General features: G+C 41.3%; 23 protein-coding genes and 1 pseudogene. 23 read left to right on the top strand and 1 reads right to left on the bottom strand.

All coding sequences use genetic code 11. The annotated features are described in order from the left end of the window. Positions 1 to 47: 47 nt before the first annotated feature. The 22 genes and pseudogenes from J7E52_RS27445 to J7E52_RS15195 all read left to right on the top strand — a co-directional run. Positions 48 to 254, top strand: a pseudogene (locus tag J7E52_RS27445) (Glu/Leu/Phe/Val dehydrogenase dimerization domain-containing protein); the annotation flags it as partial. A 104-nt stretch (positions 255 to 358) separates the two neighbouring features. Next, positions 359 to 586, top strand: coding sequence for a Rossmann-fold NAD(P)-binding domain-containing protein (locus J7E52_RS15295; RefSeq protein WP_214748060.1), 228 nt, complete (start codon positions 359 to 361; stop codon positions 584 to 586). A gap of 119 nt (positions 587 to 705) precedes the next feature. After that, on the top strand, positions 706 to 960 hold the full coding sequence (locus J7E52_RS15290; RefSeq protein WP_214748057.1) for a biotin/lipoyl-containing protein: 255 nt from the start codon (positions 706 to 708) through the stop codon (positions 958 to 960). 772 nt (positions 961 to 1,732) lie between these two features. Further along, a complete protein-coding gene (locus tag J7E52_RS27440) occupies positions 1,733 to 1,858 on the top strand; it encodes an aldehyde dehydrogenase family protein (protein ID WP_396020281.1) in 126 nt (41 codons plus the stop codon). Positions 1,859 to 1,908: 50 nt separating this feature from the next. Continuing rightward, entirely contained in the window at positions 1,909 to 2,052 is a 144-nt protein-coding gene (locus J7E52_RS15280) for a hypothetical protein (protein WP_214748053.1), read from the top strand. A 244-nt stretch (positions 2,053 to 2,296) separates the two neighbouring features. Next, positions 2,297 to 3,658: a cytochrome ubiquinol oxidase subunit I gene (locus tag J7E52_RS15275; protein WP_214748050.1), complete on the top strand. Its 1,362-nt coding sequence runs from the start codon at positions 2,297 to 2,299 to the stop codon at positions 3,656 to 3,658. A gap of 15 nt (positions 3,659 to 3,673) precedes the next feature. Then, on the top strand, positions 3,674 to 4,720 hold the full coding sequence (locus J7E52_RS15270) for a cytochrome d ubiquinol oxidase subunit II (protein ID WP_214748047.1): 1,047 nt from the start codon (positions 3,674 to 3,676) through the stop codon (positions 4,718 to 4,720). 28 nt (positions 4,721 to 4,748) lie between these two features. After that, positions 4,749 to 5,507 (top strand): hypothetical protein, encoded by a 759-nt coding sequence (locus J7E52_RS15265; protein WP_214748043.1) that lies wholly within the window; start codon positions 4,749 to 4,751, stop codon positions 5,505 to 5,507. 166 nt (positions 5,508 to 5,673) lie between these two features. Further along, positions 5,674 to 6,339, top strand: a complete 666-nt coding sequence (locus J7E52_RS15260; protein ID WP_214748131.1) for a TetR/AcrR family transcriptional regulator — start codon at positions 5,674 to 5,676, stop codon at positions 6,337 to 6,339. Between the two features lie 60 nt (positions 6,340 to 6,399). Then, positions 6,400 to 7,542 carry an acyl-CoA dehydrogenase family protein gene (locus tag J7E52_RS15255; RefSeq protein ID WP_214748039.1) on the top strand — a complete coding sequence of 381 codons (1,143 nt, stop codon included), beginning with the start codon at positions 6,400 to 6,402 and terminating at the stop codon, positions 7,540 to 7,542. Between the two features lie 124 nt (positions 7,543 to 7,666). Continuing rightward, on the top strand, positions 7,667 to 9,304 hold the full coding sequence (locus tag J7E52_RS15250; protein WP_214748128.1) for an AMP-binding protein: 1,638 nt from the start codon (positions 7,667 to 7,669) through the stop codon (positions 9,302 to 9,304). A 13-nt stretch (positions 9,305 to 9,317) separates the two neighbouring features. Then, positions 9,318 to 10,667, top strand: coding sequence for an acetyl-CoA carboxylase biotin carboxylase subunit (locus J7E52_RS15245; protein ID WP_214748036.1), 1,350 nt, complete (start codon positions 9,318 to 9,320; stop codon positions 10,665 to 10,667). A gap of 38 nt (positions 10,668 to 10,705) precedes the next feature. Further along, positions 10,706 to 10,918: an acetyl-CoA carboxylase biotin carboxyl carrier protein subunit gene (locus J7E52_RS15240; RefSeq protein WP_148357946.1), complete on the top strand. Its 213-nt coding sequence runs from the start codon at positions 10,706 to 10,708 to the stop codon at positions 10,916 to 10,918. A gap of 17 nt (positions 10,919 to 10,935) precedes the next feature. Next, complete coding sequence (locus J7E52_RS15235; protein ID WP_214748034.1) at positions 10,936 to 11,844, top strand: hydroxymethylglutaryl-CoA lyase; 909 nt, start codon at positions 10,936 to 10,938, stop codon at positions 11,842 to 11,844. Positions 11,845 to 11,854: 10 nt separating this feature from the next. Continuing rightward, positions 11,855 to 12,637, top strand: a complete 783-nt coding sequence (locus tag J7E52_RS15230) for an enoyl-CoA hydratase (protein ID WP_214748031.1) — start codon at positions 11,855 to 11,857, stop codon at positions 12,635 to 12,637. Between the two features lie 23 nt (positions 12,638 to 12,660). After that, positions 12,661 to 14,190: an acyl-CoA carboxylase subunit beta gene (locus J7E52_RS15225; RefSeq protein WP_214748029.1), complete on the top strand. Its 1,530-nt coding sequence runs from the start codon at positions 12,661 to 12,663 to the stop codon at positions 14,188 to 14,190. Between the two features lie 195 nt (positions 14,191 to 14,385). Further along, positions 14,386 to 15,150 carry an NUDIX domain-containing protein gene (locus tag J7E52_RS15220; protein ID WP_214748026.1) on the top strand — a complete coding sequence of 255 codons (765 nt, stop codon included), beginning with the start codon at positions 14,386 to 14,388 and terminating at the stop codon, positions 15,148 to 15,150. Positions 15,151 to 15,165: 15 nt separating this feature from the next. Further along, positions 15,166 to 15,717: a cysteine hydrolase family protein gene (locus J7E52_RS15215; RefSeq protein WP_214748022.1), complete on the top strand. Its 552-nt coding sequence runs from the start codon at positions 15,166 to 15,168 to the stop codon at positions 15,715 to 15,717. Between the two features lie 61 nt (positions 15,718 to 15,778). Beyond that, positions 15,779 to 17,248 carry a nicotinate phosphoribosyltransferase gene (locus J7E52_RS15210; protein ID WP_214748019.1) on the top strand — a complete coding sequence of 490 codons (1,470 nt, stop codon included), beginning with the start codon at positions 15,779 to 15,781 and terminating at the stop codon, positions 17,246 to 17,248. A 34-nt stretch (positions 17,249 to 17,282) separates the two neighbouring features. Further along, positions 17,283 to 18,113 carry an ammonia-dependent NAD(+) synthetase gene (gene nadE / locus J7E52_RS15205; protein ID WP_214748016.1) on the top strand — a complete coding sequence of 277 codons (831 nt, stop codon included), beginning with the start codon at positions 17,283 to 17,285 and terminating at the stop codon, positions 18,111 to 18,113. Positions 18,114 to 18,234: 121 nt separating this feature from the next. After that, positions 18,235 to 19,245 (top strand): serine hydrolase domain-containing protein, encoded by a 1,011-nt coding sequence (locus tag J7E52_RS15200; RefSeq protein ID WP_214748013.1) that lies wholly within the window; start codon positions 18,235 to 18,237, stop codon positions 19,243 to 19,245. Between the two features lie 310 nt (positions 19,246 to 19,555). Next, the gene (locus J7E52_RS15195) at positions 19,556 to 19,849 is read left to right on the top strand and encodes a hypothetical protein (RefSeq protein WP_214748010.1); all 294 of its coding nucleotides are present in this window, start codon (positions 19,556 to 19,558) and stop codon (positions 19,847 to 19,849) included. Positions 19,850 to 19,980: 131 nt separating this feature from the next. Here the strand turns inward: J7E52_RS15195 and J7E52_RS15190 are convergent, their stop codons facing one another. Continuing rightward, positions 19,981 to 20,391 (bottom strand): hypothetical protein, encoded by a 411-nt coding sequence (locus tag J7E52_RS15190; RefSeq protein ID WP_214748007.1) that lies wholly within the window; start codon positions 20,389 to 20,391, stop codon positions 19,981 to 19,983. Positions 20,392 to 20,782: 391 nt separating this feature from the next. Between J7E52_RS15190 and J7E52_RS15185 the strand changes: the two genes are divergently transcribed. Then, positions 20,783 to 21,031 carry a hypothetical protein gene (locus tag J7E52_RS15185; protein WP_214748004.1) on the top strand — a complete coding sequence of 83 codons (249 nt, stop codon included), beginning with the start codon at positions 20,783 to 20,785 and terminating at the stop codon, positions 21,029 to 21,031. Positions 21,032 to 21,166: the final 135 nt, after the last annotated feature.

Below are 21,166 nucleotides of genomic sequence, written 5' to 3'. Positions count from 1 at the left end.
TCAATATCGATCAAGTCGAAAAGCCGGCAAATAAGTAAAGTGAAATATCTCAACATAATGATCAGCAGGGCCTACAAAGGGACGAGTTCGTTTTCATCAAAGAAGTAACTGCTTTATCCATGTGGATGAGTTTGAAATGTGGGATTTTTGATCTTACTTTTGGGGGAGGAAATGGGGTTATTGTTTGCGATCCCCGTAACATGACCTCTTCTAAATTAGAACGGTTAAGTCGAGGGTATGTGGGGGCAATGACGTTTGTAGCAAATTAATTACTGTGCTAAAACCCAATGAAGAGCTATTTGAAAAAGAGTAAGATCCTTTGTTCCTCCTGCTATTTTTTAAGCAATCACAAGTATGAATGCAGAACGCATTCATACTTGTGATTGCGGTCGAAGTTGCGAATGGACCTACAACAATTGAAGCAACAACCATATTAGGAAAACGGAACATAATGCTAGTACTAGACTTACTTGCTAGTTTTGGTGGAATAACGGCTTCATACTTTGAATGGGTGCAAAACAATCAGGCTATTATTGGACAGAAGGAATGGCACAAAAATGACGAAATAATAGTCATTCTTTTTTAAAAGGTTTCTTCAATAGCCCAAAATTATCAAATAGATATGCGTCTAGCTTCTTACATGGCTGGTGTAAGTATGATATTTGAAATCTCTAATTTATTTCTTTAGAAAGAGAGGTTTTTAAGATGAAAAAAGTTATAGAAACTGTCTATAGTCCTTGTTGTGGAAAAGTTGAAAACATATTTGTTAGTCAAGGTTCTTATGTATATGAATGGGAAAAACTAATGGTAGTTCATACAACGGACAATAAAAAAGTAGAAATTGAGACTGGTGTAAGTGGTCATATTGTTTCAATTGAGGTAACAAAAAATCAAAATGTAAGTAATGAAACAGTGTTAATTCAGTTACAGGATGATTTATTAATTACAGGAAGTGATTGATAAAAAGGTTCAAAGGGTATTTAGGATTTAAGATCCTGAATCTGGATTTTTCTTGTAAAGGTATCTGTTGAATATTTAGAATATTTGGATATTTGAATAGTGCAAAGCGGAATAAATCAATTAAGTCAAGAGTTTCTAATTAGTTAAATCAGAATAAACCTATTTTTTATAATGAAAGAAAGATTATTTTATATTGCTGAGTTCATCCATTTTTTTTCATTCATAAAAGTACAAGTTATTGAACACATGTTTAAAAAGGCTCTACGATTTGGTAGAGTTTTTTTATTTTAAAAATCCTTAGTTCTGGTGCAAAAACCACTCGCTAGAAACATAGAGCGATTTTTGCAAAAACTTATCTTCGTATTTATTGTATTGTTCTTTTTATGTCATGGATTAAAAATAAATATATAGGCTAGTACCCGTGCTTTAAGGAAAATTGGGCAAGAGTAAAAGCCGGCCGCAAATACACACATAGACTACTATATTGTAGAGTATGTGTGTTTTTTTATTGAAGGAAATATAAAAATGAATAAAGAGTTCTTTAGAGAACTGAAAAGAATTCGCTGCAATCCTCGATTTAACTCCTAGTGTTTTAAATGGTGTTTGTTTGGTGACCCGTTCGTTGCGCATAACCCTAAATTATAAGTTAAAGTGGCAGGATTGCTGTTAAAAGTAATCATAATTCACAATTGGATATTTCGGCTTAGAAGTTTTCGCTGGTGGTTCTGGGAAGCCAAAAGGTTCGGACGGAGGCTTCTATGTGTAATCTACTATCCTTGCTGATATGACGAACGAAATGACGATCGAACATGAAGAAATCTTTCGACCGGTCTTCGGGGTGAGTGTCTTTGACGGGGTCGAAGAAGCAATGAAGTTTATAAACGACACACCGTATTGATTGGCAGCCTATGTATCAGGCGGGAAAATATAAAAGGTAGGTACAGTGGAGTGGGTATCATCGACTTGAAGGCACCTTTTGGCGGTTACAATGTGTCTGGAAATAGGCGCGAATGGGGCGGCCGTTGCATTGAAGAGACCTTTATTTCAAAGCTTTCATTGGCTACAATCCGCGCCCATCCAAGAATGTATTGATACGTGTCTAAGTGATAATGCTTTTCAATATTGCTTAGTGAGTTTAAGAAGCGATCAACCAGACTAAATATATCTCAATAATAACCTCGATAGAATATTCAGTGAACTATCAACCAAATACATCATTAAGTAAAATACTGACTTTTTGCAAAGCCTATAAAAACTTAGTTTGTGGAATATTATTAAATATTTTCCTTTCCAGAGGAGATACTACCAAGAGACAAAGGTTAGAAAGGAAGACAGTATGGATCATATACAAATGGCCCGTGCGATGTTCGGGACGAATATGGCTGTACATATCATATTTGCAACGATCGGCGTCGGGCTGCCGATGATGATGTTGGCAGCGGAACTGATGTATCAAAGGACAAAGGATTTACAGTATGTTGTCATGGCTAAACGCTGGACCAAAACATTAGGGGTTTTACTTGGGGTCGGGATACCGACTGGTACGATTGCGGGTGTGCAGCTGTCACTATTATGGCCTGGGTTCATGGAAGTGATTGGACGCGTCATGGCGCTTCCATTCCAGATCGAGATATATGCATTCATGGTTGAAGCGCTGTTCATGTCAATCTATGTGTATGCTGCCGAAAAAATCAAGCCATGGGCCCGAATCGTGAGTTTATTCTTTGTTGCATTCGGAGCAATGGCTTCGGCTGTTTTGATTTCGAATGTCCATGCTTTTGAGGGGACACCGGCTGGGTTCCGGTTTGAAAATGGGGAAATCGTCGATGTCGATCCTTGGGCGGCTTTTTTCAATCCAAGTTTCTTGGTGACGGCAGGACATACGGCCCTGACTGCTTATACTACAGGGGCTTTTGTCGTAGCTGCCGTTGCAGCCTATAAGATGCTGAAAAATAAATATGGCACTGCTGAATTTAATTTTCACCAAAAGGCATTGAGGCTCAGTATTGTATTGGGTTTGGTCTTTTCTTTTTTGACGGCATTGAACGGTCATGCGACTACACAGCATTTATATAGGGAACAGCCCGAAAAACTGGCCGCGGCTGAAGGGTTGTTTGAAACAAAGGACCATGCCGGACTTACCTTGTTCGGTTATACCGATAGGGAAGCGCAGGAAGTGAAGTATGGGATTGAATTCCCATGGTTATTAAGCTTTCTATCAGGTAATAGCTTCGATACGGTCGTGACCGGTTTGAACGATTTTCCAGAAGAGTATTGGCCGCCGCTATATGTCCATATTTTATTCAATGCCATGGTCATCATTGGTTCAGGCTTAATCGCGTTGGCACTGTTTGCATTGGTATGGAATAAATGGCTGAAAAAAGAGACTTATCCGAAATGGATTCTTTGGCTGTTTGTTGCTGCTGGGCCACTCTCGGTGATTTCGATTGAATGCGGTTGGATTTTTGCCTGTACAGGCAGACAGCCATGGACGATATACAGGATGCTGACCACGGAGGATTCAGTCACTTCGTACGAAAACCTTGGATTTTTATTCACGATGTTCATTATTGTATATATCATTTTATGCGTTTCTGTTCTGTTTACACTGTTGTATTATTTCAAACGTCATTCCGTGATGGATGATATATATAAGGCCGAACAAAAAGATGTTAGGCTTTTCGATTCGAATTCATAAAAGGGGGGAAGGCGAATGAGTGATGCTCTTCTTGCAATAACACTGGTCTGGGGCTTTATTTTTCTTTATGCCATCATGGCCTCTATGGATTTCGGCGCTGGCTTCTGGGCAATGACTTACATTAAAAAGGAAGAAACGAATGCTACCAAGATAGCAAATAGCTATTTATCACCAACTTGGGAAGTGACCAATACTTTTGTCGTTGGTCTTGTCATCGCGATTTACAGTTTGTTTCCAGGGGCAGTTTTCCCGATTGGGGTAGCCTTGATCGTTCCCGCGAGCCTGATATTGGTCCTGCTGTGCATTAGGAGTGCTTTCTTGGTTTTCTCGCATAGCGTGGACAAATATGAAAAAGCGTTAACATATATCTCAGGATTGACGGGATTGATCATACCGGGGCTATTGATCAGCGTATTGCCAATCACCCATCTTGGATTTGTCGAGGGCGTAAAAGGAAATGAAGAATTGAATTTATTTAAACTTTTCACGAGTCCGAATGAGTATGCATTTGTGGGGTTCGGAATTATGAGTACGCTTTTTTTATCATCTTTGCTCCTATCTGATTACTCAAAACAGGCTGATGAAATGCAAGCATACAAAATATATCGCAGGGATGCGATGATAACGGGACCGCTTATGTTAGTCATGGCCCTGTTGGTTATGCTCACGTTAAGAAACGAAGCGAATTGGATCTACCAAGGAATGATGAAAAACTCTCACTTGTTATTCGTTTCGCTCGTTTTTTTCATCATTAGCGGGATAGCACTATACTTACCCTATTTTTCTAAGCAGGAGGTTAAAGGGATGCCTCGCGTTGCTGTAATAGCGATTATCATACAGTATTTAATCGGCAGTTATGTTTATGGTATCGCACATTTACCTTATATCATATATCCAAATGTCACGATTCTTTCAGGATTTACCGATCCAACCTCATTCCGGGCCGTGTTTGCCACATATATCGTGGGCTTTGCGATATTAGTGCCAGGGTTCTATTATTTCTGGTCCATCTTCATGAAAGATCAGCGCCGAAAGTTCAAACGGCGACAAATGTCAAATTAGTTCATCTTTGAAAAGAGAGGTTATCACTATGAAAAAGTTAGATCTGCTAAAATATGCGGTTTTAGTCATCTCACTATTTTTGAGCTATCAAGCGGTTGAAGCGCATGATAAAAATTTTCAGGTTGATGGCACATATATATCAACAAAAAGAGATGTAACAGGTGACCAGAAAATAGACATCATCCAGGTTCAGGGACTGCCATTTGAGGAAGGAAGCAAGTTCCTGAAGAAAATTGAGTTAAGTGTGGAAAGCAATCGCCGTACAATCAGCGTCCCGCTTGAAGCTGGGTATAATCCAGATCTCAAGGTTGCCGACTTGAATAATGATGGAGTCCAGGATGTATTGGTCACGGTTTTGATGGAAGGTAGAGAACGGTTGATAACCAGTTACGTCTATACGTTCAAGGATGGAAAAGTGAAGGAACTTGAAGTCCCTCCATCCGTTCCAGTAATGGCCCAATTCCTTGACGGATACAAAGCGGAAATCATTATTGAAGGTCAAAAGCCTGTGGTGATAGATGTCAGTTCCAGAAAACAAGCTTATGATGAAATGGGCATTTATCGAAATGGAAAACTAAATGAACCGACAGAGCTTTTGGTTGATCCATACTCTTCACTTGACCCCAAGACCGTTTTTGGTAAAGGAAAAGCGCTTATGGGAGTCCAAAATGTAAAAGGGTCCGATGAACGTGATCCGATTTTGAAGATTAAATCAGTATGGACGTATAACAATGGATGGCAGCTTGTAAATGCCCAGATTAAACCGGTCAAGGGAAGAAATAAATAGTGAATGACGATATGTGATGGTATCGAATATATAGTTAAATAAAGCAGGTTGACAGCTCTTGGTTTTTAGGGCTGTTTTTTGTTTATAATTAAAAATTGACAATTTTAAAATATTTGGTAAAATCTAAATAAATCCAGTTTATACATAATCAAACTCTTAATTCTGGATTAATGTAAGCGGATACAAAGGGGGGTGCAGTCTTACGGAGTTAAAAGAAAAAATAATTGAAACGTCGTTGACTCTCTTCGATCAGCATGGTTTTCATGGTGTCTCCGTTAACGAAATCGTTAAGGCATGCGGAACTAGCAAAGGGGGGTTTTATCACCATTTCTCTTCCAAAGATGAACTCTTATTTGTCATTCATGATTACTTTATTTCATATGTTTTAATAAAAGCACAGGAAGCCATTTCAGAAAGTACCCATCCAACAGAAAAAATGCAGAAGATCATTCAATCTTTCGTTAAAGTTTTTGACCTCTATAAACCACACATCTCAGTTTTCTATCAAGAAAGCATTTACTTAAAACCACCTTATGTTGAAGCAATCAAAAAAAAGCGTCAAATGTATAAAGAAATCATCTTTTCCGTCATCAAAGAAGGCATTGACAAGGGAGTATTCCGCAGCGAATTGCCGGTGGAAATTACTGGAATGTCAATTCTGGGGATGGTGAACTGGTCCTACAAATGGTACAAAAGGGACGGTGGAAAAACAATCGATGAAATCGGCGATATTTACGTAGATTTAATTCTGAATGCCCTATTGACAGATAAACAAAAAGAAGCGGAGTTCGCCCAGCCATTTTTACTGAAGAACCAATTTATTGTGGATTAAACATTAAACTTGATTTGCACAGACCAACTAGTCGGTCTCAATTGAAAGGGGAATGAACATATGGATTTTTCACTTACAAAAGAACAGCAGATGATTAAGGAAATGGTTAGGGAATTTGCCGAAAAGGAAATTAAACCCATTGCAATAGAGTTGGATGCAAAGTCCATGTTTGCGGAGGATGTATTCAAAAAAATGGGGAAACTCGGGTTGCTTGGAATTCCGTTTCCTGAAGAATATGGCGGTTCGGGCGGTGATACGATTTCGTATGCCGTTGCAGTTGAAGAGGTTGGCAAGGCGTGCGGCGGAACCGGCTTAAGTTATGCAGCAGCCGTTTCGCTCGGAGCAAGTCCAATTTACTATTTTGGAACCGAAGAACAGAAGCAAAAATATCTGGTTCCAATCACGACCGGTGAAACTCTGGCAGCTTTCGGGTTAACAGAGCCTAATGCGGGTTCCGATGCTGGCGGTACGAGAACGACTGCCGTGTTGGAAGGTGATGAATATGTGATCAATGGCGAGAAAACATGGATTACTAATGCCAGCTATTCAAGAACCGTTACCGTCACTGCTGTATCGGGCAAAGATTCCAAGGGCAAGAATATCATCTCGGCATTCATCGTGCCAACCGATACCCAAGGGATTACGATCAATAGCAATTATGAAAAAATGGGAGTTCGGGCTTCCAATACTTGTGAAATCATTCTGGATAATGTCCGGGTACCTAAGGGAAATTTATTGGGTGATCCAGTAAAAGGCTTTAAACAATTCTTATTCACACTGGATGGAGGAAGGATTTCCATTGCAGCTTTGGCCGTCGGTATCGCTCAGGCTGCCTTTGATAAAGCTTTAGCTTTTTCAAAAGAGCGCATTCAATTCGGTAAATCCATATCAAATTTCCAGGCTATTCAATTCAAGCTGGCAGACATGGCGATGGAAATTGAATTGGCAAGGAATATGGTATATAAGGCGGCATGGTTAAAAGACAATAAAAAACCTTTTGCAAAGGAAGCGGCATACGCCAAGCTTTTTGCAAGTGAAACCGCTTTCCGGGCCAGCAATCAAGCGATTCAAATACACGGCGGATCTGGTTACATGCGCGAATATGAAGTGGAACGCTATTTAAGAGATGCTAAGTTATTGGAGATTGGTGAAGGCACTTCCGAAATTCAAAGAGTCGTTATCGCCAGACAACTAGGCTGTTAATCTTTACGGAACGTAAAATGAACTATGTTGCTTGCGTTCATTTTGGTGAAAAGCAGATGTTATCTATACAGCAAAAAGCGTTCATTCTTACCTTTATTTGATTAGGAGGAGTTTGATGTCTGATTTGCTAGATGTTACTATCGGGAAACTGCTTGAAAGGACAGCTGAACAATATGGTGATAATGAAGCGGTGGTGTACCATGAACTAGGCCTGCGCCATTCCTATCGCGAATTTGAAAAGATTTGCCGAAAGGCGGCCAGGGGGTTCATGTCACTCGATATAAAAAAAGGGGAACATATCGCCATTTGGGCATCCAATAAACCGGAATGGCTTATATCCCAATTTTCCACCGCGAAAATGGGCGGGGTGCTGGTTACGGTCAATACTAATTACCGCACAAGTGAACTGGAATACCTGCTCAAGCAATCCGATTCGACGACGATCATCCTGATGGAACAATATAAGGATCATTCATATATAGATACGCTGTATGAAATCATACCTGAATTGAAAAATGCTGAACCAGGAAAATTACAATCTGAGAAACTGCCAAAATTGAAAAATATCATCGTTTTAGGTGAAACGCGCTATCCCGGTACGTTTTCTTGGGATGAAGTCATTAGCGGGAGCGATTCCGTTTCGGAGGAGTCGCTGGACATGAGGATGGAGGAGTTGGCATCCAGTGATGTGATTAATATGCAATATACATCGGGGACGACAGGATTTCCAAAAGGAGTGATGCTGACGCATTCAAACTTGGTCAACAACGGATTGAATGTCGCGGAATGCATGAAGCTTACCGAAGCTGACCGGCTTTGCATCCCGGTTCCGTTTTTTCATTGTTTCGGCTGCTCCCTTGGTACGATGGCCTCTGTTTCTGTTGGGGCGACAATGGTGCCCATCGTGGAATTCAATCCACGCGCCGTCCTTCAGACCGTTGAAGCCGAAAAATGTACGGGACTTCATGGTGTTCCGACGATGTTCATCTCTGAACTTAATCTCGATGACTTTGACCAGTATGATCTACGCTCTTTACGGACTGGAATCATGGCAGGCTCCACATGTCCGATCGAAGTCATGAAAAGCGTGGTGAATAAGATGGGAATCTCGGAAATTACGATTACTTATGGTCAAACGGAATCTTCTCCAGGAATTACGATGACAAGAACGGACGATCCGATCGAACTTCGTGTTTCCTCAGTGGGAAGGGCTTTGCCGAAAGTGGAAGTGAAAATTGTCGATCCGGCTACTGGGGAAGAAGTCCAGCGGGGAAAACAGGGGGAACTCTGTTCAAGGGGATACCATGTAATGAAGGGATATTATAATAATCCGGAAGCCACTGAGCAAGCGATTGACCGGGAAGGCTGGCTTCATACGGGAGATTTGGCGGTGATGGATGAGAGGGGTTATTGCAAGATTACTGGCAGGCTGAAAGATATGATCATCCGCGGAGGGGAAAATATCTATCCCCGTGAGATTGAAGAATTCCTCTATCAACATCCTGCAATTGTCGATGTCCAGGTACTCGGCGTTCCAGATCAGAAGTATGGGGAAGAGGTAGCGGCATGGATCATTTTGAAAGCAGGAGAAACCCTTACGGAGAAAGAATTGATCGAGTATTGCAAAGGGAAAATATCTTTTCATAAAATTCCCCGTTACATTCAATTTACCGATTCTTATCCTATGACAGCATCCGGAAAAATCCAGAAGTATAAGCTTCGGCAACAAACTCTTGACCTACTATCGGAACGCACTAAATAAGGAGGATATCCAAATGATTCGAAAAATTCTTATCGCAAACAGGGGAGAAATAGCATCACGCATTATTCGTACATGCAAAAAGTTGGGAATACTTACTGTCGCTGTCCATTCGGAAGCAGATTCGGATTCGCCATTTGTAGGATTGGCGGATGAGGCATATTTATTGGGTGGCCCGAGAGTACAGGAAAGCTATTTAAACGTCAATAAGATTTTGGAAATAGCTAAGAAAACCGGAGTGGAGGCCATTCATCCTGGATACGGATTTCTTAGTGAAAATGCAGATTTCGCACGTTCATGCGAAGATGCAGGCTTGATATTCATTGGTCCCAAACCAGAGATCATCCAGCAGATGGGCAATAAAGTCGAGGCAAGGAAAAAGATGGAGCAAGCTGGACTTCCATTGGTGCCGGGATTTTCACGGCCATTAATTGATAGTGCAGAAGCGGCAGCCGTTGCCGAAAAGATTGGCTATCCAGTCATGTTAAAAGCAGCAGCAGGCGGCGGGGGAATCGGCATGCAGGCGGTTGCTAATGAAGATGAGCTGACCAAAGCCTTCGAAGGGAATCAAAAACGTGCCCAATTGTTTTTTGGCAATGGAGATATGTTCATAGAAAAATTGATTGAGAAGCCTCGTCATATCGAAATTCAGGTATTGGCGGATTCCTTTGGGAATGCTGTTTACTTATGGGAAAGGGAATGCTCCGTTCAAAGGCGCCACCAGAAGGTCGTGGAAGAGGCCCCCTCTTCTTTCCTTGACGAAGAAACAAGAAACAGGATGGGAATGGCTGCAGTGAAAGCGGTAAAATCCATCGGTTATAGCAATGCGGGCACCCTCGAATTTTTAGTTGATGCAAATAAAAATTTTTATTTCCTGGAAATGAATACACGCCTTCAGGTGGAGCATCCTGTCACCGAAGAAATTACGGGGCTGGATTTGGTCGAACAGCAAATCAAAATTGCATCTGGCAACAAATTGGAATTCACACAAAGTGAGATTAAACAGGATGGACACTCCATTGAAGTGCGCATATATGCTGAAGATCCGAAAACCTTTTATCCAGCACCGGGGAAAATCACAAGCATGGAACTTCCGGAAGGTGATGGAATCCGTCATGAATTGGCTGTTCATGGATCTTCCGTCGTATCCCACTTTTATGATCCGATGATCGCCAAATTGGTGGTTACCGGCGATTCGAGGGATAAAGCGATCGAGAGATTAAGAGAAGCGCTGGCAAGCTATAAAATAGAAGGAATTAAAACAAACCTACCTTTGCTGATGGAAATAATTTCTCATGAAGCTTTTTCCCAAGGAGATACGACTACGGATTTCATTGCAAAATATATAAAAAAATTGACTGTATAACGTATATTTTAAAACATAATGATCAGGAGGAATGTAAGATGGCAGAATTAAAGGCAAGCATGGCAGGAAGCGTTTGGAAAATCGTAGCGAACGAGGGGCAAAGTGTAACCGACGGACAGGATATCATTATCTTGGAGTCGATGAAAATGGAAATCCCCATTGCAGCTGAGGAAGCCGGCATCATTAAAGAACTTAAAGTGAATGAGGGGGATTTCGTGAATGAGGGCGACGTTTTGGCCGTCATTGAATAAAGGGACGGAGGGGTAAGATGAATTGGCCTGAAAAAGTGACAATTAAGGAAGTGGGTCCGCGTGACGGGCTGCAAAACGAAAAGGTCATGATACCTGCGCAAAGCAAAATGGATTGGATCGATCAGCTCTCTGATACAGGATTATCTTATATAGAAGTGACTTCTTTCGTCCATCCAAAGTGGATTCCCCAATTGAGTGATGCCGCCCTTGTGGCTAAGGGAATAAAGCGCAATCCCGGTATCACTTATGCGGCCCTTGTACCCAATCAAAGGGGACTGGAGTCGGCACTTGAAGCCAATATCGATGAAATTTCCGTGTTCATGTCATCCAGTGAAACGCATAATCTTAAAAATATCAATAAGTCGATTTCCGATACCTTTCCAATAATGAAGGATGTCATCGGGACTGCAGCAAAGAGCGGGAAAACGGTTAGGGGCTATATTTCAACCGTTTTCGGCTGTCCTTATGAAGGGGAGGTTTCGACCGAACAGGTTTTCCGTGTTTGTGATCAACTTTTTGAATATGGAATCAATGAAGTCTCATTGGGTGATACCATTGGGGTCGCTTCTCCAAGGCAGGTTGCACTGTTCCTTGAACAGGCTGTAAAAAGATATGATATAAGCCGGATTGCCCTCCATTTTCATGATACAAGGGGAATGGCACTCGCAAATATTCTTGAATCACTGAATTACGGTGTGGACACTTTCGACTCTTCGCTCGGAGGTTTAGGAGGATGCCCTTATGCACCAGGTGCGAGCGGAAATGTTGCAACGGATGACCTGGTTCATATGCTACATAAAATGGGAATTCAGACGGGAATCAATCCAGAAAAACTAATGAAGGCTGCGGCCACGATGCAAAGCTTTTTGGAAAAACCATTGCCTAGCCATCAGATGGCTGTTTATAACGCACAATACGAGAAATAGAGGTGAATTTATGACTTCATTAGTTGAAATAAGAATTGAGGAACAGGGAATTGCCCTCGTGACTTTGAATCGGCCGGATGCTGCTAATGCTTTATCCACAGAATTGCTTCATTGCTTAGTCGAAGGGCTGGAGGAATTGAAAATTGACTCCAATTTACGAACAGTCATTATAACCGGAGCAGGTGAAAAAGCGTTTTGTGCAGGTGCGGATCTTAAGGAACGAGCAGGTATGAATGATGATAAAGTCAGGGAGACAGTCAAGTTGATTGGAGACACGATTACCGCTGTAGAAAACCTTCCAGTTCCAGTCATCGCAGCGATTAACGGTTCGGCTTTTGGCGGAGGGCTGGAGTTGGCACTTGCTTGTGACATACGCATCGCATCGGAAACGGCAAAGGTGGGACTGACAGAAACGTCGTTAGGCATCATCCCAGGCGCCGGGGGTACACAGCGACTGCCGCGGATAGTCGGAATGCCGACAGCGAAAGAACTGATTTATACGGCAAGGAGACTGGATGCAAAAACGGCACATGCCTTGAAAATCATCAGTCATGTATATTCACCCCAACATTTACTTGAGGAAGCGAAAAAATTGGCTGGGGAAATTGCGGTCAATGCCCCATTAGCACTCAGGGCTGCAAAAGCGGCAATCAATAAAGGGGCTGAGACTGACTTGAAAACTGGATTGCAAATTGAAAAAGACTGCTATCAGACAACATTAAAAACCCGTGACCGACTGGAGGGTCTGTCAGCATTCAAGGAAAAGCGCAAACCGGTATTTAAGGGCCAATGATTGCATTTGAAGGAGGAACAGGGATGGTAACGACGGATAAACTAACAGAAACGGTTGAAACGATTAAAAAAGGCGGTTTAGAAAAATATCATCAAAAAAACGCTGAAAAAGGAAAGCTTTTCGTACGTGAACGGCTAGAGCTGCTTTTCGATGAAGGGGTTGAAATAGAGGACGCTTTCTTTGCTAATTGTGCGAGTGTTGGTCTGCCTGCCGATGGTGTGGTTACAGGCATCGGGAAAATCAATGGTCAGAGAGTTTGTGTCATGGCCAATGATTCGACTGTAAAAGCTGGTTCCTGGGGAGCTAAGACCGTCGAGAAAATCATTCGCATTCAGGAAACAGCTGAAAAGTTACAGCTTCCCCTTCTTTATTTAGTCGATTCTGCGGGGGCACGAATTACGGATCAAGTAGAAATGTTTCCAGGACGCCGCGGAGCGGGACGCATTTTTTACAACCAAGTGAAGTTATCAGGAAAAGTCCCTCAGATTTGTCTATTGTTCGGTCCGTCTGCCGCAGGGGGGGCATATATCCCAGCTTTTTGTGATATTGTCGTGATGGTTGATGGCAATGCATCCATGTATTTAGGTTCACCGAGAATGGCAGAAATGGTCATTGGCGAAAAGGTGAGCGAAGAGGAAATGGGCGGGGCGAAAATGCATTGTTCTGTTTCAGGATGCGGGGATGTGCTTGTCAAGTCGGAAGAAGAATCGATCGCGTTTGCGCGCAGATACTTAAGCTATTTTCCAGGAAATTATCAAGAAAGGCCTAAAAGCGTAAAACCTGAGCTGCCTGCGGATTTCGAAAAAACATTGGAAGAACTGATTCCTAAAAATCAGAATGCACCTTTCAATATGTATGACCTGATCGATAGGGTTATAGACAGGCAATCGTTTTGTGAAATCAAAAAGCTATTTGCACCTGAATTAATTACTGGGCTTGCAAGGCTAAATGGACAAACGATAGGGATCATAGCCAACCAGCCGCGTGTCAAGGGCGGCGTCCTGTTCCATGATTCAGCTGATAAGGCTGCCAAGTTCATCAATTTATGTGATGCTTTCCATATACCGCTGTTGTTCCTGGTGGATATTCCAGGGTTCATGATTGGGACGAAGGTCGAACAGGCAGGGATCATCCGCCATGGTGCGAAAATGATTTCCGCCATGAGTGAAGCCACTGTTCCCAAGATTTCTGTCATTGTCCGTAAGGCTTATGGTGCTGGACTATACGCAATGGCTGGTCCCGCTTTTGAACCGGACTGCGTTCTTGCCTTACCGACGGCATTGATTGCGGTCATGGGGGCAGAAGCTGCGGTCAATGCAGTCTATGCCAATAAAATCAATGCAATGGAACCAGAAGAGCGCACCAAATTCATCGAACAGAAGCGCAATGAGTATAATGAAGACATCGATATCTATCGTTTAGCCTCCGAGATGATTGTTGACGGCATCATCCAGCCAAATGACCTGCGTGATGAATTGAGCGCCCGGTTTGAAGCGTATAGCAGTAAGCAATTGACATTTACCGATCGTAAACATGGGGTCTATCCCGTTTAAAGAATTCAACAAACAAGCCCGGTCATCATGACCGGGCTATTTATCATGTATGAAAATATGATTATTTAAATAATTAGAAAATTTTTCTGATTTAGAGTTGCTAATTCACACAAGGAAGAGTACTATAATTAGTAATTAATGATTTACTAATTACTTAATTCATTCCATACTTAGTGAAAGAAAGTGAGAGTTGCCATGGCTCAGCAGGAAAAAAAGAAATATATTACACCAGATGGATACACAGCAGATATTGCGATCTTTACCATCACTACAAAGAAAACGGCAGAGAAAGCCCCGCCTGAAATGTTTTTGAAGCTATTATTAATCAAACGTGCCACAAAAGATAAGGAAGGAAGCCCGAATGTTGAAGGAGATAAATGGGCTTTACCCGGAGGCTTTGTCAATGCTAGCGAGACTGCTTATGAAGCAGCCAAAAGGGAATTGAAAGAAGAAACGGGCGTAGCTGGATTCCATGTCAAGCATTTCGGGGTTTATGACCGGCCAGGACGCGACCCCAGGGGATGGATCATATCCAATGCTTTTTATGCAATTGTCCAGGAAGAGTTTCTTCATCAAAGAAAAGCCAATGACGATGCAGCCGAGGTTGAATTGTTCACGATTAAGGAAGCCTTACAATTAGATCTAGCATTCGATCATTATACTATTATTAACGATGCGATGAATTTAATGAAAAAAGAAATGGTGCAAACGACGATAGCCCAAAAATTCCTGCCGGATGAATTTACACTTTCTGAACTGCAACGGGTTTTGCTGACAGCCAGAGATGATGCAAAAATCAGCGCAGACTCACTTTTTTATGCAAAAGCCCCGAAACTCCCGTTTTTGGAGAAAGTCTTGGATGAAAAGGGAATGCAGAAGAAAACGAAACGGAATTCATATCGGCCTTCACAGCTTTACCGATTTAATGCAGAGGTTGTCATGGACTCTATATACTATTAAGGGGGAATTCGTGATATGGGGAAAAAGGCATTGATCAATATAGATTATACGTATGACTTCGTGGCAGACGGTGGTTCATTGACCTGCGGGAAGCCAGGCCAGAATATCGAGAAGGCTCTTGTCAGTATAACCAAGGATTTTATCGAACAAGGCGAATACACGGTATTCGCGATTGATTTACATGAAGAAGGAGACCGCTTACATCCCGAATCGAATTTGTTTCCACCGCATAATATTAGCGGTACAATGGGGAGAGACCTATACGGGGCGTTAAAAGAGGAATATGAAACAAATAAAAATCAAAAGAATGTTCATTATATAGATAAAACACGCTATTCGGCCTTTGCAGGAACGGACCTTGATATCCGCCTGCGGGAACGTCACATTACCGATGTATATTTAGTCGGGGTGTGTACAGATATCTGTATTTTGCATACGGCTATCGACGCTTATAATCTAGGCTATAAAATCTTTGTATATGAAAATGCAGTGGCCTCGTTCAATGATGCCGGTCACCATTGGGCGCTTGGACATTTTAAAGGATCTCTTGGAGCAACCATTCTATAATATCCATTCACACGACAGAATAGAAGGGAAGCAATTGCTTTTCTTTTGGGAGGAACTATCCATGGAAAAAAAGTACAACGACGACAGTTACGCATTACACACTGACCTTTACCAAATCAATATGGCCCAAACTTATTGGCAGGATAAAACACATAACCGGAAGGCAGTTTTCGAGATATTTTTCAGAAAGCTTCCATTTAACAGCGGCTATGCGATTTTTGCGGGACTTGAAAAAATTGTGCATTACCTTCAAAACTTTTCTTTCTCGGAAAGTGATATCGACTATTTAAAAAATGATCTGCACTATGATGAAGAATTTTTGAATTATTTGCAGAACATCCGTTTCACGGGAGAGATCCGCTGCATGAAAGAGGGAGAGCTCGTCTTCGGCAATGAACCGATTTTACGGGTGGAGGCACCGCTTGGTGAGGCTCAACTCATAGAAACAGCGCTGCTTAACATTGTGAACTATCACACACTCGTGGCAACAAAAGCTTCGCGCATCAAACAGGTCATCGGTGAAGAATCTGCCCTTGAATTCGGCTCAAGACGGGCGCAAGAAATGGATGCTGCAATTTGGGGAGCGAGAGCGGCCTATATTGCTGGCTTTGATTCCACTAGTAATGTACGTGCTGGAAAACTGTTCGGAATTCCGGTTTCAGGAACGCATGCTCACTCCATGATCCAAGCTTATAAAGATGAATATACGGCTTTTCATAAATACGCTGTTTCCCATAAAGACTGTGTATTCTTGGTTGATACCTATGATACATTACGTTCTGGCATCCCGAATGCAATACGTGTTGCCAAGGAGCTGGGCGATAAAATAAACTTCATTGGCGTCCGTCTTGACAGCGGTGATTTAGCTTATTTATCAAAAGAAGCACGACGTATGCTTGATGCTGCAGGCTTCCATGATGCGAAGATTGTCGCTTCCAATGACTTGGATGAATATACGATCATCAACCTGAAACAACAAGGAGCAAGAATTGACATTTGGGGCATCGGAACCAAATTGATCACTGCTTATGACCAGCCAGCGCTCGGTGCCGTTTATAAAATGGTTTCAATAGAGGGTGAAGATGGGAATATGAGAGATACCATCAAAATTTCTTCTAACCCTGAAAAGGTTTCGACACCTGGCTTAAAACGAGTATATCGAATCATCAATAAAGTGAACCATCATGCTGAAGGTGATTATTTGGCGATGGAATATGAGAAGCCGCAGGAACAGGAAAAATTAAAAATGTTTCATCCTGTCCATACCTTCCTAAGTAAATTCGTCACGGATTTCGATGCGGTTGATCTGCATGTGGATATTTTCAAGGATGGAAGTTTGATTTATGAATTGCCAACCATAGATGAAATCAAGGCCTTCACGCAAAAAAATCTCCAAGTATTATGGCCGGAGTACCTGCGTGCACTTAATCCTGAAGAATACCCGGTAGATCTAAGCCAGGATTGTTGGGATAATAAAATGAGGAATATAGATGAAGTTAAAGCCAATGTAGAAAGAATGCTAACGAAATGACCAATCTATTTTATTAGAAAGCGGGGCTATGCCAATGCGTCCATTACAAAAAGAAATCGTAAAAAAATTACTTGTCCAACCAACGATCGATCCTGAAGTCGAATTCAGGAAAAGTGTTGATCTATTAAAAGGGTATATGAAGAAAAATACGTTTCTGAAAAGCTTTGTACTTGGAATATCTGGAGGTCAAGATTCAACGCTGGCGGGGTATATTGCCCAAACCGCTGTCAATGAATTGAATGAAGAAACCAATGGCAGCGACTATAAGTTTGTTGCCGTAAGCTTGCCATATGGAGTACAGGCTGATGAAGATGACAGGCAGCTGGCTTTAAAATTCATCAAGCCAAGCCAAACGGTTACAGTCAACATCAAGGACGCGGTGGATGCATCAGTAAAAGCTGTGGAAGAAGCAGTTTCTGAAAAGCTATCGAATTTCTTAAGGGGAAATGTCAAAGCACGTGAGCGTATGAAGGTACAATATGATTTAGCCGGACTTTACAAAGGCATCGTGCTTGGAACGGACCATGCCGCTGAAGCGATTACAGGTTTCTTTACGAAACATGGTGATGGTGCAGCGGATATCCTTCCATTATATCGCTTAAATAAAAGGCAAGGAAAAGAAATCCTGAAGTTCGTCGGTGCCCCTGAGCGTCTTTATACGAAAATACCAACGGCCGACCTGGAAGATGACAAACCGTTGCTTCCTGATGAAGTGGCTTTAGGCGTTAGCTACGATGAAATCGATGATTACCTTGAAGGCAAGGAAATCAGAACGGAAGCTGCCGAAATCATCGAAGGATGGTATACTAAAACCGAACATAAACGCAATGAAGCCATTAATGTTTATGATACTTGGTGGAAATAAAAGAAGCTGAGATAAGTTATCCCGCATCACATAAGATGCGGGTTTTTTTGCAAGACCAAACGAGCACCTTGGCCAATACATCAGTAATGAAAATTTTACCAGAAAAGGGGAAAAACTAAATATGGATTTATCCAGGCTTATTGAAGAGACGAGCAAGGAAATTGAATTCTCGGGTGTAATCGGTGTGAAAGCAGGAGATGATCTGATCCATAGTTCAGCACATGGCTATTCCAATCGAGCGGATGAAATCATGAATACGACCGAAACAAGGTTCGGAATTGCTTCCGGCTGTAAACTGTTTACCGCGATAGCCATTTGCCAGTTAATACAAAAAGGGAAACTTAAGTTTGATTCTAAGCTTAAAGACTGTCTTCCAATCGTATTTTCGGACTTTCATCATAATGTAACCATACACCACCTCTTAACACACACTTCGGGCATTCCTGATTACTTTGATGAAGAAGTGATGGATGATTTTGAAGAGCTTTGGCAGAAGTGTCCGATGTACCATATAAAAAGATTAAAAGATTTCCTGCCAATGTTTCAGGATGAAGGGATGATGTTCGAACCAGGGAAAAGATTCCATTACAATAATGCAGGCTATATTTTATTAGGATTGATTATTGAGGAACTAACAGGGCTCGAATTTTCCGAATATATCGACAAGAACATCTTTCTGCCTTGTGAAATGAAAAATTCCGGTTATTTTTCCATGGACCAGCTTCCTAAAAATACTGCATTAGGGTACATAGACGAAGAAAATGGAGCTTGGAGAACGAATGTTTATTCCCTTCCGATCAAAGGCGGTGCGGATGGAGGGGCGTATATTACCACAACAGATATGTTCAGGTTTTGGGAAGGGTTATTTTCCAATCAGCTACTGAATCAAGAATATACCAATCTTTTATTGGAACCCCATATTGCTACAGAAGATGAAGGGGAATACTATGGATATGGTCTTTGGATTCGTAAAAAAGATGAGGCGATTTTCAAATATCATCTTATGGGGTATGACCCGGGTATAAGTTTCAATTCTGCGGTATATCCGGCAAATCGAATGAAAACCGTCATTACTTCAAATAAAAGCACGGGTCCATACCATATTGCTTGCGCGATTGAGAATGAATTATAAAAACAAATGGAACCCTTTAACGAGTCAAGGGTTCCGATATCCTGTTTTAGATTTAAGAAAGGGACGAATTATCATTCAATTGTCCGTTATTTCCAGAACTTCTGGATTTTCAAGTGAAGATAATTCACCTGTACCTTTATTAAAGACGCGGCGCATTTCTTGTCTTGGAAAGAACTTTAAGGAGGTAGATTTCTTTAGGTATCCAGGCTTTTTCAAACAAAGAATTTGTATATTTAGATATCTTGAAGTAGAGTATATTTAATATATATTATTTTAACCGGTATTTTCCGATGGAGGTTCTTTTTACTTTATGAAGGCAAGATATGAACTCGCAAACATGAACTTAACAGTAAGCAATGTCACTTTACGTAATGCTGCGGATAGTTATGTCCTCTTGAAAGCTGCAGATGATCAAAATAATGAAATCACGATCAAGCTTTCCCACGAACAAGCGGAATTTTTGGAAGCGGAATTAAGGGAAGTAAATCGCCGTCGCAGGGAAAATAGTCCTGATATACCCGGAAATGACCAGGAACGTATTAATGACGACGATTCTTTTAATCTGTTTAGCGTTGATTTATTCAATGAAAGTGAACCGAAGTAATTCCCCGAATCAAATTTGCTTCTCTGTAACCTTCCTTCCGATTTAAGATGATGCTACAGAGAGTTTATCATTCCCGCCAATACAAAATCCGAATTTCTAGTTAGGGATGTCTTAAGCAAGGTGACCTATCATTACCTTTTTTTTGATTGCTTGAAAAAATTCTTCACCAAAAGGAATATGGATGATAGTACAGCAAAAACCATGAAAAATACGATGAACCCCCATAGGCCTACCGCCGCATCTTGAAACTCCATATTCCCCCTGCTGGTAAGGGCTTGCTGTATTTCAATGGCAAATACTAAAACAACCATGACTGTAAAGGTATAAAGGAAAGAGAGTATCGTTATTCCAAAACGCATCCGGGAAATTAAATTAGATAAAAATAACACGAACAAAAATATGATGATACCGATGATTCCCATTATCCAAAAATGCAAATCTTTGTCCGTTGCATTTGAATTTAATGTGTCACTCACAAAGAATAAGATGAAATCGTGAAGATTATTGACGATTTCAGCTAATATCTGGATGATTTCTTTCATTTTTCACACCTCCAATCCTTAGATTATAGCAGGTTATAAATCTATATAGAAGAGGGGAGGCCCTCGGGGTTGCCAGACTGACCTTCGATGGAAGTAATATGAAATCAAAGACATGCTAAGAGAAGTATATTCCGGGAAACGTAAACAAAGTATAAGTGAATGAATTGAGAAGTCAGGACATGCAACGTCAGTTAAATAAGGTTATAGTGAATAGATCAACCCAAAATACATAAAAAAATAAAGTATAAGAGATTCACGGAAAGTAGGAGTGCCTATTTCCAATGTTAATGCCTTTAGCGATCTTAACCATGGTTGTTTTGATCGGTTTCTTTATTATAATACTAGTAAAAAATATCTTTACTTAATGCTTTCATGGTTGGAGGAAAAAAGAATGAACGATGTACATAATCATGTGTTAACGGTAATTGATTTTATGAAAACCGGGCACAAAACTTGCTTTGTGAAAGTAATCGGTTTTGATGGTGAATCCGGACAGGCTTTTGAAGGCGAAGTTAAATTTGTCGGCGATTTGCCTTTTGGAGATTTGATACATCCCGAGCGGTCACATCTATCTTCCACTTGCAGGGAATTTGTTCGGGATGATTTGTTGTACAGATACAGTCAAGGGCAGTTTGAATGAAGTGGTTGCAATTTTTATAGAGAATTCAATGAGATGACATTCTGCTCACTTGTTTAAAATTGGTAAAACGCAGGGTATAAAGAATATGGAATTTAGGAACTTTTTTATGTCAATCTTCTCTTTTAACTGACAAAA

It is taken from the genome of Bacillus sp. ISL-34 (genome assembly GCF_018613325.1).
Lineage (GTDB): Bacteria > Bacillota > Bacilli > Bacillales > DSM-1321 > Peribacillus.
Note: the sequence above shows the minus strand (reverse complement) of the source record. Positions and strands in the feature narration are given on the sequence as shown.